Here is a 17,599-nt window from a genome sequence, read left to right on the forward strand (position 1 = left end):
GACCTGCCCGAGAGACGAACGGCCTAGACGCAATTTTATCGGATGAGCTATATACAACCTGAGATTTTACATCTTTCGGTGTCGGCAGGCTGGGCAACTCGTCGGGGGCGGACGGTCCGGGCTCATCGCAGAAAATAGTACCATGTTGTTGACGGAATCTTTCCTATCGAGGATCGGCGCAGCATCGATTCGGCAGATTGCCCGAAGCAGACGTCCAAGCCTTCCCCTGGGGCGCCCGGCAGCGACGCGGGAATTTCTCGAACAGCACCCGCTCCGCGCGGCGGTTTGGAGCGCAACCGCGGCCTCGCGTGAGGCGAGGGGAACCGACGAGGGCGTCGGGTCACACGCCATCCGGTTGATGGCTTCGCCATCTCCCATGTCGGCAATGCGGATGTCGGATCACGGCTCCTGGCCGGCGCCCGGCAGCCCTGCCTGAGCTCGGGATCTCTCCCGTCGTTGCGTCCGCCGGCCGGACGGGCGGCGCCCGGGGCGAGCGCGTTCCGACGCGCTCGAACGCTGTGCCGGCCTCCGGGCCGGGGGCCGCTCACGCCGCGGGGCGTCGACCTCGTCCGGCCCCGCACCGGGTGGGACGGCCCGGGGATCGGGCTCGCCCGTCAGGCCCGATCCGCCGGGGCGGGCCGCGCTCGGTGCGGCGCCCGCACGGAGGGGGGCGCCGCGCCGGGCGATCTCCGAACCGATGGTCCGGGCCCCGCGTCACTCCACCTCGGGCTCGATCTTGTCGAGGCCGCCGATGTGCTTCTGGGCGTAGAGCGGCAGGCCGATCTGCTGGATCAGCTCCAGCTGCGTCTCCAGGAAGTCGATGTGGCCCTCCTCATCCTCGGCGAGGTCCTCGAACAGCACCTTCGAGACGCGATCATTGATCGACTCGGCGTACTGCGCCGCTTCGAGGTAGAGCGCCCGGGCCTCGTTCTCGGCCGCGAGGTCGCACTCGATGATCTCCTGCACGTTCTGCCCGATCTTCAGCGGATCGAGCTCCTGCAGGTTCGGGAAGCCCTCAAGGAACAGGATACGATCGATGAACCGGTCAGCATGGTTCATCTCTTCGATCGACTCTTTGCGCCAGTACTTGGCGAGCTCGATGTAACCCCAGTCGTTCAGCATGCGGAAATGCAGCCAGTACTGGCTCACGGCGGTCAGCTCGCTGCGCAGGCCGCGGTTCAGGTACTCGATGACCTTCGGATCGCCCTTCATCCCATCCCTCCTCAGACTCGCGCCGACGCTGCCTCTCCGGAAACCCGCCCGGCCGATCGACGGCTCCCCCCACATGGCACGCCGCGGGCGAACAGCCAAGACACTTTCTTAGAACAATTCTAAGTATGGCCCCGCCGTTCAGGCCCCGATCGGCGCGCCGGCACCCGCCGGCGCGGCCTCGCCGCGCCGGCCGTCCCCGGCCTCCCGCGCGACCGCGCCGGGCAAGGCCCCGCCCCGGGGCGGGGCCTTGATGCGGTACCAGCCGACGTAGAGGGCGGGCAGGAAGAACAGGGTCAGGAAGGTCGCCGCCACGATGCCGCCGATCATCGCGTAGGCCATCGGCCCCCAGAACACCTCGCGGGCGATCGGGATCATGCCGAGGCTCGCCGCCGCCGCGGTGAGCAGGATCGGCCGCATCCGGTGGCAGGTCGCCTCCACGACGGCGTCCCAGGGCGCCATGCCCTGCGCCTCGTACGCGTCGATCTGGGTGACCAGGATCACCGAGTTGCGGATGATGATGCCGATCAGCGCCAGCACGCCGAGGATCGCCACGAAGCCGAGCGGCGCGCCGGAGGGCAGCAGCGCCGCCACGACGCCGATGAGGCCGAGCGGGGCCACGCTCGCCACCAGCAGCGTCTTCTGCACGCTCTGGAGCTGCACCATCAGCAGGAAGGCCATGACCAGGAGCATCACCGGCACCACGGCCGCGATCGGCCCCTGGCCCTTGGCGCTCTCCTCGACCGCCCCGCCGATCTCCAGGTCGTAGCCGTCGGGCAGACCGGCCTTGAACCGGTCGATCGCCGGCTGGAGCGCCTTGACGACCGTGGGGGGCTGGGTGTCGTCCGTGATCGCGGCGCGCACCGTGATGGTGGGCTGGCGGTCGCGCCGCCAGACGATCGGCTGCTCCAGGTCGTAGCCGATGCGCGCGAAGGCGAGCAGCGGCACGGTGGCGCCGTTGGCGAGAGGGACCTGCAGGCTCTGGAGCGTGTCGATCGAGCGCCGCTCGGCGGCGAGCGCGCGGCCGACCACGTCGACGAGGTAGATCGCGTCGCGCACCTGCGTGATGGCCGTGCCCCCGACGATGCCGTTCAGGATCGTGGCGATGTCCTTCGAGGTCACGCCGAGCTGGCGGGCCTTGTCCTGCAGGATCTCGGCCTTGAGCACCTTGCCGGGCTCGTTCCAGTCGAAGGTCGGCACGCCGAGGCTCGGATGGCCGCCCAGAATGGCCGCGAGGGCGAGGGCCTGCTGGCGCACGACCTGGAGGTCGGGGCCGCCGATCCGGTACTGGATCGGGCGGCCGACCGGCGGCCCGAGATCGAGGGGGTGCACGAAGACGTCGGTGCCCACGAAGTCGCGGCGGCCGAGCGCGGCGAGCCGCGCCATGGTGCGGTCGCGCGCCTCCAGGGACGTCGTCTCGATCACGATCTGCCCGAAGAAGGCGTTGCCGAGCTGCTGGTCGAGGGGAAGGTAGAAGCGGATCGCCCCCTGGCCGACATAGGAGCTCCAGTGCCGGATGTCGGGATCGTCCTTCAGGGCGGCCTCGAAGCGGTCCATCTGCGCCCTGGTCTCGCCGATGCTCGCGTTCTGCGGCAGGGTGAGGTCGACCAGCACCTCGTTGCGGTCCGAGGAGGGGAAGAACTGCTGCTGCACGTGGCCCAGGCCGACGACCGAGGCGGCGAGCAGACCGATCGTGGCCGCCACCGTGATCCAGCGCAAGCGCATCGCCGGGACGAGCAGGGCCCGGAACACGGTGAGCAGCCGGCTGGGCCGGTCGTGGTGGGACTTCATGGTCTTCGGCAGGATTTTCACGCCGATGAGGGGCGCGAACAGAACCGCCACCACCCAGGAGACCAGGAGCGAGGTCGCCAGCACCACGAAGAGCGAGTAGGTGTACTCGCCCGCCGCCGAGCCGTTGAAGCCGATCGGCAGGAAGCCCGCCACCGTGACGAGCGTGCCGGTGAGCATCGGGAAGGCGGTCGAGGTGTAGGCGAAGGTCGCCGCCTTGGTCAGGCTGTCGCCGGCCTCCAGCCGCGCCACCATCATCTCCACGGTGATCATCGCGTCGTCGACGAGCAGCCCGAGCGCGATGATCAGGGCACCGAGCGAGATGCGCTGCAGCGTCACCCCCATCGCGTCCATGATCACGAACACGATGGCGAGGACCAGCGGGATCGAGAGCGAGACGACGAGGCCGGCCCGCAGGCCGAGGCTCAGGAAGGAGACGACGAGCACGATCACCACGGCCTCGACCAGCGCCTTGGTGAAGCCGCCGACCGCCTCCTCGACGATCTTCGGCTGGTCCGAGACGAGGTGGATGCCGACGCCGACCGGCAATTCGCCCTCGATCCGGCGCATCTGCGCCTTCAGCGCCTCGCCGAATTCGAGGATGTTGCCGCTCGGCTGCATGGCGATCGCGAGGGCGATGGCGGGCTGCCCGTTGTAGCGGAAGAGCGTCTCGGGCGGGTCGGTGTAGCCGCGGTGGATCTCCGCCACGTCGGAGAGGCGGAAGAAGCGGTCGTTGAGGCGCAGGTTGATCGCCCTCAGGCTGTTCTCGTCCGCGAACTGGCCGCCGACCCGCACCGACACCCGCTCGGGATCGGCCTGGATCACGCCCGAGGGCTCGACGGCGTTCTGCGCCTGCAGCGTGTTGATCACGCTCTGCATGTCGATCCCGAGGGCGGCGAGCTTGCGGGTCGAGAAGTCGAGGAAGATGACCTCGTCCTGCGCGCCCACGATCTCGATCTTGCCGATGTTCCTCACCTTGAGGATGCTGGTGCGGGCGGATTCGACGTAGTCGCGCAGCTGGCGCATCGAGAGGCCGTCCGCCGTGAAGGCGTAGACGTTGCCGAACACGTCGCCGAACTCGTCATTGTAGAACGGCCCCTGCACGCCCTGCGGGAACTGAGCCTTGATGTCGCCGATCCGCTTGCGGACCTGGTAGAACAGCCACGGGATGGTCTTGGGCGGCGTGGTCTCGCGCAGCTGCACGAAGACGGTGGTCTGGCCCGGCGTCGTGTAGCTGCGGGTGTAGTCCACCGCGTTGATCTGCTGGACCTCCTTCTCGATGCGGTCGGTGATCTGCTCGAGGGTCTCGCCGATGGTGGCGCCGGGCCAGCGCGCCTGCACCACCATGGTCTTGATGGCGAAGGCGGGATCCTCCTCGCGGCCGAGGCGCTCGTAGGCCATGGCCCCGGCCACGATGGAGATCGCCATCAGGAACCAGACGAAGGAGCGGTGCGCGAGCGCCCATTCGGAGAGGTTGAAGGAGGTCATCGGCGCGTCCTGGATCGGGGCCGCCGCGGCCCGCCCAGGGGCGGGAGGCCGCGCGGCGCGGGGAGGGGATGAGGTTCGGCGCGCCGGGCCCCGGGCCCCGCGCGCCTGATGCCGGATGGCCGCGCGGCCGCGCCGCGCGGCGTCATCCGACATCCGACGGATTGCGTCGCCATGCGGATGTCGGCGTCGCTCACGCGCCGCGCGGGCGTGTCATACCCAATCCGCTCGATCCCTTCGGGATGGCGGATTGGGGCTTCGCTCACGCGCCGCGCGGGCTTGGCAGACGCTGTCCGGACGTGATCGTCCGGAAAGCGGATCACAGCCCGGCCTCGGGCAGCCGCACGGCCTGGCCCTCCTTCAGGCTGTGCACGCCCGCGACGACGACCCGCTCGCCGGCCGCGAGCCCCTCGCCCACGAAGACCCGGTCCCCGGCCCGCCCGACCAGCGTCACGTCCCGGCGCCGGACCGACTTGCCGTCCGCCGCCACGACCCAGACCGCGGGGCGGCCCTCCGGGTCGAGGAGGGCCGTGGAGGGGAGGGGGATGCGGGGGGCGATCCGCCGCTCCAGCGCGACCGTCACGGTGGTGCCGAGGCGGAAGGCGGGGGAGGGGTCGACCAGCGTCATGCGTACGCGCCGGGTGCGGGTGGACGCCTCGGCGAGCGGCCCGATCTCCCGCACCCGGCCCCGCGCCGTGAGGCCGGGCGCGGAGAGCAGCGTCACCGTGAAGACCGCCTCGCGCGGCACCTCGCCCATCAGCGCGTCCGGGATGTCGACGACGGCCTCGCGGATGTCGGGCCGCGCCACCGTGACCACCGCCTGCCCGGCCGGCACGACCTGCCCGACCTCGGCGCTCCAGGCGGTGACGACGCCGTCGAAATCGGCGGTGAGCGTCGCGTAGCCGAGTTCGTCCTCCGCCTTCTGGAGGGCCGCCCTGACCTGGGCGAGGCGCGCGGTGGCGGTGTCGCGGGCGGCGACCGCGGCGTCGAGCTGCGCCTGCGTCACCGCGCTGCCGTTCTCGAACAGGGTGCGCTGGCGGCTCTCGGCCGCGGTGGTGTTCTGGACCTGGGCCTGCGCATCCGCCACGTCGGCCCGGGCCCGCAGCAGGGCGAATTGCTGCACCGTGGGATCGAGGGCGGCGAGCCGCGTGCCCTTGGCGACGAGGTCCCCGACATAGACGTCGCGGGCGACGATGCGGCCGCCGATGCGGAAGCCCATCTGGGTCTGGTAGCGCGGCTCCACCGTGCCCGCGAAGGGGCCGAAGGTCTCGCTCGCCTGGCGCTCCGCCGCCACGGCGAGGACGGGGCGCACGGGCGGGGGCGCCTCGGCCTTCTCCTGCTGGCAGCCGGCGAGCGCCAGGAGCGCGGCGGTGAGGAGCGCGGCGGTGAGGAGGAGGGGCCTCACGGCGCGCCCTCCCCGGCGGCGGCGACGCGCTGGCCCGGGCGCAGGAACTGGATCCCCGCGGTGACGACCTGCTCGCCCGCCTCGACGCCCCCGGCCAGCACGATGGCGGAGCCGGCGTAGCGGGCGATCTCGACCGGCCTCGGCGTCACCGTGCCGGAGCCCGGATCGAGCACCCAGACGGCGGGCGCGTCCTTCCAGCGGAAGAGCGCGCTCCAGGGCAGGGTCACGGCCTGCCGCGGCCGGAAGCGCCCGCGCCCGAGCACGACCGCGCCCAGGCTCATCTCGGGCGGCACGGAATCGAGGCCGATCCTCACCCGCACGCCGCCGGTGCCGGGGTCGATGGTCGGCGAGATCTCCCGCACCGCGCCGGTGGTGCGGATGCGCGGATCGGCCTGCAGGCTGATCTCGATCCTGCCGCCCGCCGGCGGGGTGGTCAGCAGGGTCTCGGGCACGATGAAGACCGCGTCGCGGGGGCCGTCATGCGCCAGGGTGAACACGGTCTGGCCCGAGGAGACGACCTGCCCGGCCTCGGCGTTGCGGGCCGTGATGATGCCGGCGACCCCGGCCCGCAGCTCCGTGTAGGTGAATTGCTCCCGGGCCGAGCCGAGGGCGGCGCGGGCCGAATCGACCGAGGCTTGGCTGGTGCGCAGCTGCTGCTCGGCCTGGTCGTAGCTGCTGCGGGTCGTGTAGCCGCTGCGCATGAGCGCCTGCTGGCGCTCGAAATTCACCTTGGCCTGGGTCAGCAGCGCCTCCGCCGAGGACAGGGCCGCCTCGGCGGTCTCGACGTTGACCCGCTGCTCCTGCGGTTCGAGCCGGGCCAGCACCTGGTCGGCCCCCACGTGGTCGCCGACCTCGGCGAGGCGCTCGGCGATCTTGCCGGTCACGCGGAACGCGACGGTGCTGAGGAACTTGGCCTGGACGTCGCCGGACAGCACGACCTCGCCCGCCACGTCGGTGCGGGCGGCCGTGACGGTCTTGACGGCGGCGAGCGAGGGCGGCGGCGTCGCGTCGGCCGGGGCGCCGGCCGCCGCGGCGGGGCCGAGCGCCGCGCCCGCGAGGAGCGCCGCGCGAATCAGGCGAAGCATGGGGAGGAGCGGCATGGGAACGAAGGCTCCATGGGTGGCGGCCCACCGGAACGGCATGCGGCGATTCGTTTGAGAGTCTTGTCGGTGCATGGTTTTTCCGGCGAGCCCGGGACCGCGTCGGCGCATGATGCCGAGGCGGAGAACCGTGAAGGAGCGGCCGCGAGGGGGCGGAGCGGCCGCTCCTTCCAGGCCCCCGGGCGACCTTACGTCAACCGGAGACCTGTCGCGAGCCCCGCGCGGGGCAAGGATGTTCGTGGCGAAGCGGCGCCGCGCTCCTCGAACGGGGGACGGCTCTTGCTCTTCGCGGCGCCTTGCTACTAGTGACTGACTGGTTGGTCAATAGGGGGAGCGATGGAGGCGGCACGGCACGGGCCGCGGCAGCGGCGCAAGGAGGCCCGTCCGGGGGAGATCCTGGACGCGGCCTTCGAGGAATTCGCCCGCAGGGGCTACGCGGCGACGCGCCTCGACGACGTGGCGGCCCGCGCCGGCATCACCAAGGGCACGATCTACGTCTACTTCCCGAGCAAGGAGGACCTGTTCGTCGCCACCTTCAAGGAGATGGTGCGCCCGACGATGGAGAACATCGCGGCCCTGACGCACGCGCCGCAGGGCACCGCGATGGACATCCTGCGCGCGCATTTCCGCTTCGTCTACGATCACATGGTGGCGGACCGGCGGGGCCGGGAATTGCTGCGCCTGCTGATGGCGGAGGCCGGCCGCTTCCCGAGCCTGGCGGAGCGCTGGCACGACGAGGTGATCGGCCCGGCGGTGGAGCGGATGCGGGCGGTGATGCGCTACGGCGTCGCGCGCGGCGAGTTCCGCCCGGGCGTCGAGGAGGCCTATCCGCACCTGCTGTTCTCGCCGGTGATGATGGCCTCGACCTGGCTCAGCCTGTTCGGGGAGGCGCACCCGCTCGAGCTTCAGGGCTACTACGCGGCCCATCTCGACATGATGCGGCGCGCCCTGTGCATCGCCGCGTGAGGCGCCGATCCCGTCGCGGTCAGGTCGGCGCCTCCGGCCCGCCCGCCTCCTCCTGCAAGGCGCGCAGCACGAAGACCCGGATCGCCGAGGAGAGGTTCTGCCCCGCGCGCCCGGCGTCGATGCGCCCGATCAGCGCCGGGACGGAGAGGCCGCGCGCCCGCGCGAGCCGCTGGAGCGCCTCCCAGAACGGGTCCTCCAGCGACACGCTGGTGCGGTGCCCGGCGATCATCACCGAGCGCTTGCGCAGGCCGGCCGCCGATCCCGTCATTCCGACGGATCGGTCACCCCGGGCCGGTCCTCGGGCGGGCCCTCGAGCCGGTGGCCCTCGTGGCGGGCGGTCTCGATCGCGCGGCGGGACTCGGCGAGCGTCCGCGCGGCCTTCGGCCGCCCGAAGGCGACGCGGTTCTCCTCCGCCCTCGCCTCCTCGGTCTGCCGGGCCCGGGCCTTGCGGGCCCGGCGCAGGTTGATGATCTCGGCCATCGGCTACTCCGCGCTCGGCGCCAGCATCGTCTCGGGCCGCACCACGGCGTCGAACTGCTCGGCCGTGACGTAGCCGAGGCGCAGCGCCTCCTCCTTGAGCGTAGTGCCGTTCTTGTGGGCGGTCTTGGCGATCTCGGCGGCCTTGTCGTAGCCGATCGTCGGCGCGAGCGCGGTCACCAGCATCAGCGAGCGGCTCATCAGGTCGGCGATGCGGTCGTGGTTCGGCTTGATCCCGACGACGCAATTGTCCGCGAAGCTCACCGCCGCGTCGGCCAGGAGGCGCACCGATTGCAGCACCGCGTTGGCGATGACCGGCTTGAACACGTTGAGCTCGAAATGGCCCTGGCTGCCCGCCACCGAGACGGTGGTGCCGTTGCCGATCACCTGGGCGCAGACCATGGTCATCGCCTCGGCCTGGGTCGGGTTGACCTTGCCGGGCATGATCGAGGAGCCGGGCTCGTTCTCGGGCAGCGAGATCTCGCCGAGGCCGGAGCGCGGGCCGGAGCCCATCAGGCGGATGTCGTTGGCGATCTTGAACAGGCCGCTCGCCAGGCTGGTGAGCGCCCCCTGGGCGAAGACGAGCGCGTCGTGGGTGGCGAGGGCCTCGAACTTGTTCTGCGCCGAGGTGAAGGGCAGGCCGGTCAGCTCCGCCACCTTGGCGGCGAAACGCTCGGCGAAGTCCGGATGGGCGTTGAGGCCGGTGCCGACCGCGGTGCCGCCCTGGGCGAGGGCCAGCACGCCGGGCAGCGCCGCCCCGACGCGCGCGCCGCCGAGGGCCACCTGGGCGGCGTAGCCGGAGAATTCCTGGCCGAGCGTGACCGGGGTCGCGTCCTGCAGGTGGGTGCGGCCGATCTTGACGATCCCGGCGAAGTCCTGCGCCTTGGCGTCGAGGGCCGCGTGCAGGTGGTGGAGCGCCGGCATCAGCCGGTCGCTGATCTCGCGGGCCACCGCGATGTGCATCGCGGTCGGGAACGTGTCGTTCGAGGATTGGCCGCGGTTGACGTGGTCGTTCGGGTGCACCGGCGACTTGCCGCCGCGCTGCCCGCCGAGCCGCTCGTTGGCGAGGCTCGCGATCACCTCGTTGGCGTTCATGTTCGACTGCGTGCCCGAGCCGGTCTGCCAGACCACCAGCGGGAACTCGCCGTCGTGGCGCCCCTCGACCACCTCGGCGGAGGCGGCCGCGATGGCCTCGGCGAGCCGCGGCTCCAGCACGCCGAGGTCGCGGTTCACGAGCGCCGCCGCCTGCTTCACGAGGCCGAGGGCGTGCACAAGCGGGGCGGGCATGCGCTCCGTGCCGATGCGGAAATTCTGGATCGAGCGCTGGGTCTGCGCCCCCCAGTAGCGGTCGGCCGGGACTTCGATCGGCCCGAACGTGTCGGATTCCGTGCGGGTGGCTTTCTCGGTCGGCGACATCGTGGCCCTCTTTGGCAGAGCGAAACGGCGCCTACTTAAGCCAAAGATCCGCCTTGCGCGATGCCGGATCCGCGCGAGGCCGCCCCCAGCATGACAGGAGACAGGATCTGTCAGACGCCGTGATCGAGGCCCGCCCTCCCCAGGCTCCCTTCCGTCCGGCGGTGCCCCGCCCGCGCACGGAGCCGATGGACCTGTTCGCCTTCCTGCGCGCCGCGCGGGCGAATCCCCTCACCACGTGGTTCCGGGAGCATTTCGAGCACCTGATCGTGACGGGGGAGGGGGCGCTCGGGCGGATCACCGTGGTGAGCGACCCGGCCGCGATCCGGCACATCCTGGTCGACAACGCCGCCAATTACCGCAAGGACGACCTCCAGCGCCGCGTCCTGGCGCCGGGCCTGGGCAACGGGCTGCTCACCGCCGAGGGCGAGGAGTGGCGCCTGCAGCGGCGCACGCTGGCGCCGATCTTCTCCGCCCGCCACGTGGCGGGCTTCCAGGCGCCGATGAGCGAGGCGGCGGCGGTGCTCGCCCGGCGCCTCGCGCGGCGCGACGGGCAGGCGGTGGACGTGGCCCTGGAGATGACCCGGGTCACCCTCGACGTGCTGGAGCGGACGATCTTCACGCACGGGCTGCCGCGCGACCCCGACGCGCTCGGGCGGGCGATCACCCGCTACTTCGAGGCGCTCGGGCCGATCGACCCCCTCGACGTGTTCGGGATGCCCGACTGGGTGCCGCGGATCGGGCGGCTGCGGGCGCGGCCGGCCCTGCGCTTCTTCGCCGAGGTGGTGGACGAGCTGATCGCGCGGCGCCGGGCGCTGCTCGCGGCGGGCGAGGCGCCGCACGACCTGATGACGCTGCTCCTGCGGGCGCAGGACCCCGAGACGGGGCAGGGCCTCTCGGACCTGGAGGTGAAGGCCAACATCGTGACCTTCATCGGGGCCGGCCACGAGACCACCGCCAACGCGCTGACCTGGACGCTCTACTGCCTGTCGCAGGACGAGGCCTCCCGCGCCCGGGCCGAGGCCGAGATCGACGCGGCCTTCGCGGCCGAGGCGCAGCCGCGCGCCGACGCCTTCCCGTTCACGCGGGCGGCCCTGGAGGAGGCGATCCGGCTCTTCCCGCCGGTGCCCTTCATGAGCCGGCAGGCGATCGCCGACGACCGACTCGGGCGGATCAAGATCCCGCGCGGCTCGCTGGTGACGGTGGCGCCCTACGTGCTGCACCGCCACCGCCGCCTGTGGGACGATCCGGACGCCTACCGGCCGGAGCGGTTCCTGCCCGAGTTCCGCGGCCGGATCGACCGCTACGCCTACCTGCCGTTCGGGGCGGGGCCGCGGGTCTGCATCGGGATGAGCTTCTCGCTGATGGAGGCGACGCTGGTGCTGGCGCATCTCCTGCGCGCCGTGCGCCTCGACCGCTCGCCGGAGGCCGGGCCGGTGGTGCCCCTGCACCGGGTCACGCTGCGGCCGCGGGACGGCATGCGGATGCGGGTGACGCGGCGGGAATCCGGCCGGTAGGGGGCGCCGAGCCGCGGGGGCCGCAGAGCCGCCCGGGGGGTTCCAAGACCACCGGTCATTTCTCATGACCGGTGGTGCTGCTCTCGAATGTTCGCCAAGCCTTCGGTTCGCCAAGCCTTTGGCTTGAAATCGAAAATACGAGGCGCATCAACGGCTCGATGCGTCCGCATCCTGAGCCGTTGGTATAAAGCACCATGCGCCGAAATGGTCGGCGGTTCGCCACCGAACCGAAGGACCGCGTCAGCGAAACATGACGCGGCACCAGGAGACCAAGCCGAATGGCCCCATGCGATTCGGCTTGGCCGAGGGAAGCGGGGACCTGCGCCCCGGGGACCCCTGCGCCCCTGCCTCAGCTCTTCTTGCGGAACGCGTCGAGGCTCACCACGGAGGCCCCGCCCTCGGGGGCGGCGGGCTCCTCGGCCGGCTTGGCCGGGGCCTTGGCGGCCTCCTTGCCGGCGGGCTTCGCCTCCGGCTTGTCGGCGCCCAGCATCTTCGGCGCCGCCGCGAGGGCCGGCACCTTCGGGGCCGCCTCGCTCGGCTCGGACCCCGCGCCGCGGATCGCCCGCAGGCCCGCTCCCGGGCTCGCGGCCGGCGCCGCACTCTCCTCGCCCGCCTGCCCCTCGCCCAGTTCGAATTTCAGGCCGAACTGCACCGAGGGGTCGAAGAAGCCCGTCACCGCCTCGAACGGCACCAGAAGCCGCTCGGGGATGCCGGAGAAGGACAGCCCCACCTCGAAGGCGTGCTCGGTCACCCCCAGGTCCCAGAACTGGTGCTGCAGGACGATCGTCATGTCCTGCGGGTACTTCTCGCGCAGGCGCTGGGAGATGCGCACGCCCGGGTAGTCGGTCCGGAACGACACGTAGAAGTGATGCTCGCCCGCGAGCCCGTCGCGGGCCGCGTCGCCGAGAACCTTGCGCACAACGCTGCGCAGGGCGTCCTGCACCAGGAGATCGTAGCGAATCAGATCGTCTGCCATCGGCGGTCGCTTACCCGGTGCCGCATCCATCGGCGAGTCGTGGAAGGGAAAGTGGAGGCTTCTGTTGCCAGGTGCCTCCGAACCCCGCCTATGCGATGCTAACCGCTAGGACTTTGTTTGGTCTTGGGCACCGCTTACGCGGCGACCGCCACCGGAGCATAGTTGTCGTTGGCAACTATTGCATTGGCCCGATAACGGCGGAACCATGCCGAGCGAAAGTCCAACCTTTACGCCCTCGTCGATCCTATTTCGCCCCCGCCGAAGCCCAGCCCGCCGGAACGGGCTGGGCTTGGGTGGAGGCGCCGGGTACCGCCCCCGGGTCCGATAGGTTTATTGCGAAGAACGTTTATCGCCATAGCCGACCTCGCGGCCGGCCTACCGAATATAGAGGCAGGCGCGCCGGTTTTGAAGCCCGTCGATCACCCTTCCCGCTCCCCTGTGGCGGATCCGCCCTTCTCCCCTCCCGCGCCGGGGCGCGAACGCCCCGCCGAGGGGCCCGGCGGCCCCGCGGCGGGGCCCCGCGGCGGCGCCTGGCAGGACCGCAACGCCTGGCGGGACCGCAACGCCTGGCGGGAGCTGGGCGCCGCGGCGCTCCTCGGCCTGCGCCCCCCGCTCTTCCTGGTGGCGGCCGGGCTCCTGGCCTTCGCGCTGGTGGCGGGGGCCGCCCGCCTGCTGCGCCGCGTCGGCCTCTCGGTCTGGGGCTTCCCGTACGCGGGCTTCGACGAGGCCGAGCGCTACGCCCTGACCTTCGCGGTCGTGCCGCTGCCGATCCTCGCCGCCCTGGTGGTCTGGCGGGCGCGGGCGCGCTTCGGGCGGGGCTGGACCGGGGCGCTCGGCCTCGCCGCGCCGCCCCGCGGACCGCTCCTGCCCCTGCTGCTGCTGCTCTGGCCCGGCTTCCAGATCGGCTGGGTCTCGGCCCTCGCGCTCCTCGCCGGCCAGCCCGCCGCGGCGGCGTTCCGGCTGCCCGCGGCGCTCGCCGGCCCGGCCTTCGCGGTCTGGGTGGCGTGGCTCGTGCTCCTGGCGCCGGTGGCCGAGGAGTTGCTGTTCCGGGGCGACCTGTTCGCCCGCGCGGCCGGACGGCTCGGCCCGGTCGCGGTCGTGCTCCTGAGCGCCGGCCTGTTCGCGCTCAGCCACGGGATCGGCCACGCCGCCCGCCCGCTGAGCGTGCTCCCCCTCGGCCTCGTGCTCGGGTTCGTGCGGCTGCGCACCGGCAGCCTGCCCGCCTGCATCGCCCTGCACGCGGTGAACAACGGCGCGATCGTGCTCGCCATGCTGGCCCTCGCGGTCCCCTGAAAAAGCGGCGCCGCCCGCTCACCCGCGGACGCGGATTGCGCTATCCTGGAGGGCCTCGGAGCACAGCCCATGCGCGCCTATCACGACCTCCTGCGGCGCATCCTCGACGACGGCGTCGAGAAGCACGACCGCACCGGGACCGGCACCCTCTCGGTGTTCGGCCACCAGATGCGCTTCGACCTCGCCGAGGGATTCCCGCTCGTCACCACCAAGCGCCTGCACCTGAAGTCGATCATCCACGAGCTGCTCTGGTTCCTGGCCGGGGACACCAACGTCGCCTACCTGCAGTCGAACGGGGTGACGATCTGGGACGAGTGGGCCGACGAGCACGGCGATCTCGGGCCGGTCTACGGCAAGCAGTGGCGCTCCTGGGCCAAGCCCGACGGCGGCAGCCTCGACCAGATCGCCTGGGTGCTCGACGAGATCCGCCGCAACCCGGATTCCCGCCGCCTCGTGGTCTCGGCCTGGAACCCGGCCGACCTCGACCGCATGGCGCTGGCCCCCTGCCACTGCCTGTTCCAGTTCTACGTCGCGCAGGGCCGCCTCTCCTGCCAGCTCTACCAGCGCTCGGCGGACGCCTTCCTGGGCGTGCCCTTCAACATCGCCTCCTACGCGCTGCTCACCGCCATGATGGCGCAGGTGCTCGACCTCGTCCCGGGCGACTTCGTGCACACGCTCGGCGACGCGCACCTCTACGTGAACCACGTCGCCCAGGCCCGCCAGCAGCTCGCCCGCGACCACCGGCCGCTGCCGCGGCTGCGCCTCAACCCGCAGGTGCGCTCGCTCTTCGATTTCCGCCACGACGACGTGGTCCTGGAGGGCTACGACCCGCATCCGGCGATCCGCGCGCCCGTGGCGGTCTGACCCCGTGCCCCGCGTCACCCTGATCGCCGCGGTCGCGCGCAACGGCGTCATCGGCCGCGACAACGACCTCGCCTGGCGCCTGCGCGGCGACCTGCGGCGCTTCCGCGCCCTCACGATGGGCAAGCCGGTGGTGATGGGCCGCCGGACCTGGGACTCGATCGGCCGGCCGCTTCCCGGCCGGCGGGTCATCGTGATGACCCGCGATCCCGGCTGGTCGGCGCCCGGCGTCGAGACGGCCGCCGGCTGGGACGCGGTGCTCGCCCTCGTCGGGGAGGCCGAGGAGGTGATGGTGGCGGGCGGCGCGCAGATCTACGCCCTGACCCTGCCGCTCGCCGACCGGATCGAGCTCACCGAGGTGGCGGCGGCGCCCGAGGGCGACGCGCGCTTCCCCGAGATCCCGGCGGGCCGCTTCCGGGAGGTCGCGAGCGAGGCGCACCCGGCCGGCCCGGAGGACGAGCATCCCTACCGGTTCGTCACCCTCGACCGCCACGTTTGAGCCCGTCCGGGCCATCCGGGCGCCGGGTGCGGCGATGAACCCCCGGCGCCGGGGCGCCGCCCGGGGCCTCGCCCGGTCCCGGGAGGTTGCTTTCCCGCCAAGCGCAGCCGATATCGCTGCGGGGACAGCGTTGACAGCAACTCAAGATGCCGCGCGGGTCGCGACAGCGAGAGGCGTGCCGGCCGGGAAAGGAAGTGGGCGAGCATGCCATGGAGTAATCAGAGTGGCGGCGGCGGCGCCGGCGGCAACGGGGGCGGACCCTGGGGCCGGCCCGGCGGCAACGGCGGCGGGCCCTGGGGCAGCGGCGGCGGCGGCAACCAGCCGCCCGATCTCGAGGATCTGCTGCGCCGCGGCCAGGACCGGCTGCGGACCCTGATGCCGGGCGGCGGCCCGGTGGGAGGGCGCGGCATCGCGCTCGCGGTGCTGATCGTGGCCGCGGTCTGGCTGCTGACCGGCTTCTACACCGTGGCGCCGAACCAGGTCGGCATCAACACGGTGTTCGGGCGCTACACCGGCCAGGTCGGCGAGGGCCTGCGCTACAATTTCCCCTACCCGATCGGCGCCGTGGTGAAGCCGAATGTCGGGCAGGTGAACAGCATCCAGATCGGCTACCGCTCCGGCGTCGGCCCGCAGCGGATGCGCGACGTGCCGGAGGAGAGCCTGATGCTCACCGGCGACGACAACATCGTGGACATCGACTTCGACGTGCAGTGGCGCGTCAACCCGGCCAAGGCCGAGGAATTCGTGTTCAACCTCCAGAACCCGGAGGGCACCATCAAGTCCGTGGCCGAGAGCGCCATGCGCGAGGTGGTGGGCCGGCGCAAGATCCAGGCGATCCTCACCACCGAGCAGACCAGCGTCGCGCAGGAGGTGCAGGAGATCATCCAGCGGGCGCTCGATTCCTACGGGGCCGGCGTGCTGATCAACGTGGTGCAGCTCCAGGGCGTGAGCCCGCCGCAGGAGGTGCGCCAGGCCTTCGTCGACGTGAACGCCGCCCAGCAGGACGCCGAGCGCGCCCGCAACGAGGCCCGCACCTACGCGAGCCGCGTCGTGCCGCAGGCGGAGGGCCGCGCCTCGCAGATGATCCAGCAGGCCGAGGGCTACAAGTCGCAGGCCACCGCCGAGGCGACCGGCCAGGCGGGCCGCTTCCGCGAGGTCTACGAATCCTACAAGCTCGCGCCCGCGGTGAGCCGCGAGCGCATGTTCCTCGACACGATGGAGAAGGTGCTGGGCAGCGTGAACAAGGTGATCCTCGACCAGCCCGGAACCGGCGGGTCCGCCGCCCCGGGCGTGATCCCGGTCCTGCCGCTCAACGAACTCGCCGCGCCCCGCGGCGCCGGCCAGGCGCAGGGGACGACGCGATGAACGGCAGCAACGCCCTGCGGACCGCCGCGATCGGCCTGATCGCCGTCGTGGCCCTCCTGCTCTACGCCTCGGCCTTCACGGTGAGCCAGACCCAGCAAGCCCTCGTGCTGCAATTCGGCCGCGTGCGCACCGTGCTGAACCAGGCCGGCACCGACCGGCCCGGCCTCTACTTCAAGATCCCGTTCTTCGAGACCGTCGTGCTGTTCGAGAAGCGCCTGCTCGACCTCGACCTGCCGGTGCAGACCGTGCTCTCGGCCGACCGGCAGAACCTCGAGGTCGACGCCTTCGCCCGCTACAAGGTCTCGGACCCGCTGCGCTTCTATCAGGCGGTGAACAACGTGCAGGTCGCCAATCAGCGCCTGTCGAGCTTCACCAACGCGGCGATGCGCAACGTGCTCGCCAGCGCCTCGCGCGACGCCATCGTGCGGACCCAGCGCGAGGCGCTGATGAACCGCATCCAGGAGGACGTGAACCGGCAGGCCAAGAATCTCGGCATCGAGATCATCGACCTGCGCCTGACCCGCGTCGACCTGCCGGCCGCCAACAGCCAGGCGGTCTACGGCCGGATGCAGACCGAGCGCCAGCGCGAGGCCGCCGACCTGCGGGCGAACGGCGAGCGCGACGCGGCCACGATCCGGGCGCGGGCCGACCGCGAGGTGACGGTGCTGGTCGCCGAGGCGAGCCAGAAGGCCGACCAGCTGCGCGGCGAGGGCGACGCGGACCGCAACCGCATCCTGGCCCAGGCCTTCGGGCAGGATCCGGACTTCTTCGCCTTCTACCGCTCGATGCAGGCCTACGAGAAGGGGCTCACGGGCCCCGACACCCGCCTGGTGATCGGCCCCGGCTCGGACTTCTTCCGCTACTTCAACGACCCGCAGGGCCGGTCGCGTCCCGCCGCCGCCTCGCCCGCCCCGGGCCAGTCCGGCGCCCCGGCGCCGAGCGGCCCGGCTCCGGCGCCGGGTACCCCGGCGCCCGGCCAGTAGCGCAGGGCCGTGCGCGACCTCGTCGCCGCGCTCGGGCTCGCGCTCGCGATCGAGGGCCTGCTCTGCGCGGCCTTCCCGGGGGCGATGCGGCGGGCCATGCTGGAGGCGGCCCAGACCCCGGCGGAGCGGATGCGCCTCGTCGGGGTCGTCTCCGCGGTGGCGGGGGTGATCGTGGTCGGGGTGGTGCGCCTCCTGCTCCGCTAGGCGAAACCGCGCCGGGGCGGGCCGGAGACGCCCGGGCCGCCCTTGATCCTTCGGGCGC

At 72.1% G+C, this 17,599-nt stretch carries 16 protein-coding genes and 1 other RNA gene; 8 read left to right on the forward strand and 9 right to left on the reverse strand.

The genetic code is table 11. From position 1 onward, the window contains the following. Positions 1 to 714: 714 nt before the first annotated feature. The 4 genes from bfr to MET2598_RS0122210 form a co-directional block, all read right to left on the reverse strand. Entirely contained in the window at positions 715 to 1,212 is a 498-nt protein-coding gene (gene bfr, locus MET2598_RS0122195; protein WP_012331047.1) for a bacterioferritin, read from the reverse strand. Between the two features lie 138 nt (positions 1,213 to 1,350). Beyond that, positions 1,351 to 4,485 (reverse strand): efflux RND transporter permease subunit, encoded by a 3,135-nt coding sequence (locus tag MET2598_RS0122200; protein WP_018262397.1) that lies wholly within the window; start codon positions 4,483 to 4,485, stop codon positions 1,351 to 1,353. 316 nt (positions 4,486 to 4,801) lie between these two features. Beyond that, entirely contained in the window at positions 4,802 to 5,887 is a 1,086-nt protein-coding gene (locus tag MET2598_RS0122205; RefSeq protein WP_012331045.1) for an efflux RND transporter periplasmic adaptor subunit, read from the reverse strand. Beyond that, positions 5,884 to 6,987 carry an efflux RND transporter periplasmic adaptor subunit gene (locus MET2598_RS0122210; protein ID WP_012331044.1) on the reverse strand — a complete coding sequence of 368 codons (1,104 nt, stop codon included), beginning with the start codon at positions 6,985 to 6,987 and terminating at the stop codon, positions 5,884 to 5,886. Before MET2598_RS0122210 ends, MET2598_RS0122205 begins: the two co-directional genes overlap by 4 nt. Positions 6,988 to 7,323: 336 nt before the next feature. On the opposite strand from MET2598_RS0122210, the gene MET2598_RS0122215 reads away from it, so the two are divergent. Continuing rightward, entirely contained in the window at positions 7,324 to 7,953 is a 630-nt protein-coding gene (locus MET2598_RS0122215) for a TetR/AcrR family transcriptional regulator (RefSeq protein WP_012331043.1), read from the forward strand. Between the two features lie 19 nt (positions 7,954 to 7,972). Here MET2598_RS0122215 and MET2598_RS0122220 read toward each other — a convergent pair whose 3' ends face one another. The 3 genes from MET2598_RS0122220 to fumC are packed head-to-tail and all read right to left on the reverse strand — an operon-like array spanning position 7,973 to position 9,846. After that, positions 7,973 to 8,221: a ribbon-helix-helix domain-containing protein gene (locus MET2598_RS0122220; protein WP_012331042.1), complete on the reverse strand. Its 249-nt coding sequence runs from the start codon at positions 8,219 to 8,221 to the stop codon at positions 7,973 to 7,975. Beyond that, the gene (locus tag MET2598_RS0122225; RefSeq protein ID WP_012331041.1) at positions 8,218 to 8,433 is read right to left on the reverse strand and encodes a DUF4169 family protein; all 216 of its coding nucleotides are present in this window, start codon (positions 8,431 to 8,433) and stop codon (positions 8,218 to 8,220) included. The genes MET2598_RS0122220 and MET2598_RS0122225 overlap by 4 nt, the downstream gene beginning before the upstream one ends. A 3-nt stretch (positions 8,434 to 8,436) precedes the next feature. Beyond that, a complete protein-coding gene (gene fumC, locus MET2598_RS0122230; protein WP_012331040.1) occupies positions 8,437 to 9,846 on the reverse strand; it encodes a class II fumarate hydratase in 1,410 nt (469 codons plus the stop codon). Between the two features lie 185 nt (positions 9,847 to 10,031). Here fumC and MET2598_RS0122235 point away from each other — a divergent pair, with 185 nt between their 5' ends. Continuing rightward, positions 10,032 to 11,360 (forward strand): cytochrome P450, encoded by a 1,329-nt coding sequence (locus MET2598_RS0122235; RefSeq protein ID WP_236728785.1) that lies wholly within the window; start codon positions 10,032 to 10,034, stop codon positions 11,358 to 11,360. Positions 11,361 to 11,709: 349 nt separating this feature from the next. On the opposite strand, the gene MET2598_RS0122240 is transcribed toward MET2598_RS0122235, so the two are convergent. Together MET2598_RS0122240 and ssrA are read right to left on the reverse strand one after the other, a co-directional pair. After that, positions 11,710 to 12,336: an SspB family protein gene (locus MET2598_RS0122240; RefSeq protein WP_018262398.1), complete on the reverse strand. Its 627-nt coding sequence runs from the start codon at positions 12,334 to 12,336 to the stop codon at positions 11,710 to 11,712. 50 nt (positions 12,337 to 12,386) lie between these two features. After that, positions 12,387 to 12,750: a transfer-messenger RNA gene (gene ssrA / locus MET2598_RS38420) on the reverse strand. 24 nt (positions 12,751 to 12,774) lie between these two features. Here ssrA and MET2598_RS0122245 point away from each other — a divergent pair. From MET2598_RS0122245 to MET2598_RS0122270, 6 genes are all read left to right on the forward strand, one after another. After that, complete coding sequence (locus MET2598_RS0122245; RefSeq protein WP_012331037.1) at positions 12,775 to 13,629, forward strand: CPBP family intramembrane glutamic endopeptidase; 855 nt, start codon at positions 12,775 to 12,777, stop codon at positions 13,627 to 13,629. A gap of 69 nt (positions 13,630 to 13,698) precedes the next feature. Then, the gene (locus tag MET2598_RS0122250; RefSeq protein ID WP_018262399.1) at positions 13,699 to 14,493 is read left to right on the forward strand and encodes a thymidylate synthase; all 795 of its coding nucleotides are present in this window, start codon (positions 13,699 to 13,701) and stop codon (positions 14,491 to 14,493) included. 4 nt (positions 14,494 to 14,497) lie between these two features. Further along, positions 14,498 to 14,989 (forward strand): dihydrofolate reductase, encoded by a 492-nt coding sequence (locus MET2598_RS0122255; protein ID WP_012331035.1) that lies wholly within the window; start codon positions 14,498 to 14,500, stop codon positions 14,987 to 14,989. A gap of 204 nt (positions 14,990 to 15,193) precedes the next feature. Next, on the forward strand, positions 15,194 to 16,354 hold the full coding sequence (gene hflK, locus MET2598_RS0122260; RefSeq protein WP_012331034.1) for an FtsH protease activity modulator HflK: 1,161 nt from the start codon (positions 15,194 to 15,196) through the stop codon (positions 16,352 to 16,354). Continuing rightward, positions 16,351 to 17,337, forward strand: coding sequence for a protease modulator HflC (hflC, locus tag MET2598_RS0122265; RefSeq protein WP_012331033.1), 987 nt, complete (start codon positions 16,351 to 16,353; stop codon positions 17,335 to 17,337). The genes hflK and hflC overlap by 4 nt, the downstream gene beginning before the upstream one ends. Positions 17,338 to 17,346: 9 nt before the next feature. Continuing rightward, positions 17,347 to 17,541, forward strand: a complete 195-nt coding sequence (locus tag MET2598_RS0122270) for a DUF2065 family protein (RefSeq protein WP_012331032.1) — start codon at positions 17,347 to 17,349, stop codon at positions 17,539 to 17,541. The last annotated feature ends 58 nt before the right edge of the window (positions 17,542 to 17,599 follow it).

Origin of the sequence: Methylobacterium sp. WSM2598 (assembly GCF_000379105.1) — a bacterium.
Taxonomy (GTDB): domain Bacteria; phylum Pseudomonadota; class Alphaproteobacteria; order Rhizobiales; family Beijerinckiaceae; genus Methylobacterium.